Annotated in this window: 2 protein-coding genes and 1 pseudogene; 1 reads left to right on the top strand and 2 read right to left on the bottom strand. The window is 52.4% G+C overall.

Features of this window, described 5'->3' with window-relative positions; genetic code table 11:
- The coding region (locus J5224_RS28155; RefSeq protein ID WP_264628409.1) for an ATPase, T2SS/T4P/T4SS family at window positions 1-514 on the bottom strand (514 nt) is incomplete at its 3' end.
- A 2-nt stretch (window positions 515-516) separates the two neighbouring features.
- A complete protein-coding gene (gene ppdD / locus J5224_RS28150; RefSeq protein WP_264628410.1) occupies window positions 517-951 on the bottom strand; it encodes a prepilin peptidase-dependent pilin in 435 nt (144 codons plus the stop codon).
- A 244-nt stretch (window positions 952-1,195) separates the two neighbouring features.
- On the opposite strand from ppdD, the pseudogene J5224_RS28145 reads away from it, so the two are divergent.
- Window positions 1,196-1,324: pseudogene (locus J5224_RS28145) on the top strand (1,6-anhydro-N-acetylmuramyl-L-alanine amidase AmpD); the annotation flags it as partial.

The raw sequence follows: 1,324 nt of genomic DNA, 5'->3' as shown, positions 1-1,324 counted from the left end.
AGAACTGACCGTCTTGCGGCAGACGGCGCTCTGCAATATCGAGTTGCCCCATGATTTTCAGTCGTGCGGTAAGGCGTGCGGCCCAGTCTAACGGGGGGGATGTGCAAATATGCAACACGCCATCAATACGCATTCGAACACGATAGTTATCCGCCATAGGTTCAAAATGGATATCTGAAGCCCGCCGCTGAAAGGCCTGCGCCAGCGTTTGATTGATAAAGTGGATAACGGACGTCTCTTCGTCTGTCGGCTCGGTGGTAGGTGTCACGCTGAACACGGCGTCGCTTTCTGCCGCCTGTGGCGCGGGGTGGAAAGCCTGCTCCAGTCTCGCTTGTGACCAGCGTTCCACTACGATACGGCGATTACTGGCAAATTTTAGTGCTGTCAGCAATGCAGGTGCCACATCCCCGTTAATGGCGATGGTGACCGTTTGTTCATCCAATGCCAGCAGCCGTGCCTGATAGCGTTGGCACAGGCGCTTGAGCTCTTGATCCAACGGGGCATATGTGCTCATGTTTACTCCGCGGCATCATCGAAACGAAATACCCGTTCGCAAGCGACTATCAAGCTCTCAGCCTGCGTGGCCGCCTGACAGTGTCGGCGCCAAATGACGGAACTGGTGCCGCTATCCCAACGTGGTATCAAGGTCAGGTTTAACCCTTGCAAGGCAGACTGCCCCGTCAAGCTGATGACGCCTTGTGTTACGCTGAGATCGCTGACATAGCGTGAACCTCTTGCGACGGGAATGCCTTGGCTCCCTGCGTTACAAGGCGCAACGCTGCTGTTTTCCAACGCGCACAAATTGACCGCAGTTTGATACGGTGCCAGCGATTGCAGCATGTCGGTCATGGCAGCCTTTTGCAGGTATCCCTGATAAGCCGGAATGCCAATCGAGGCGAGAATGGCGACAATCGCGATAACGATCATCAACTCAGTCAGCAGGTTTGGCATAAAGGTAGAAGAGGCTCGAGGGGAGGACGAGCGCAGATGTGGATAACTGGAAGGCCGGATCGTAGAGAATGGCCCGGGTTGCATGATTCTTGTTAAATCTGGAATCGATATCGCAGAAATAAGTGGTTTTTAATAAATTTATTATATTTTAATGAGTTAATGGTTATTCTATAGATGCCTTGCTAGGAAAATAACCAAAGCTGAGTAATAATGGCATGACACCATTTATTGGGGAGCGTGTGGTATGCAGTTGGAAGCGGGTTGGTTAACAGGCGTAAAACGGGTGCCTTCCCCCCATTGCGATGCGCGCCCTGACGAAGAGCCTCCTTCATTGCTGGTGATACACAATATCAGCTTACCGCCGGGAGAATGT

Source organism: Candidatus Symbiopectobacterium sp. NZEC135 (genome assembly GCF_025962695.1).
Note: the sequence above shows the minus strand (reverse complement) of the source record. Positions and strands in the feature narration are given on the sequence as shown.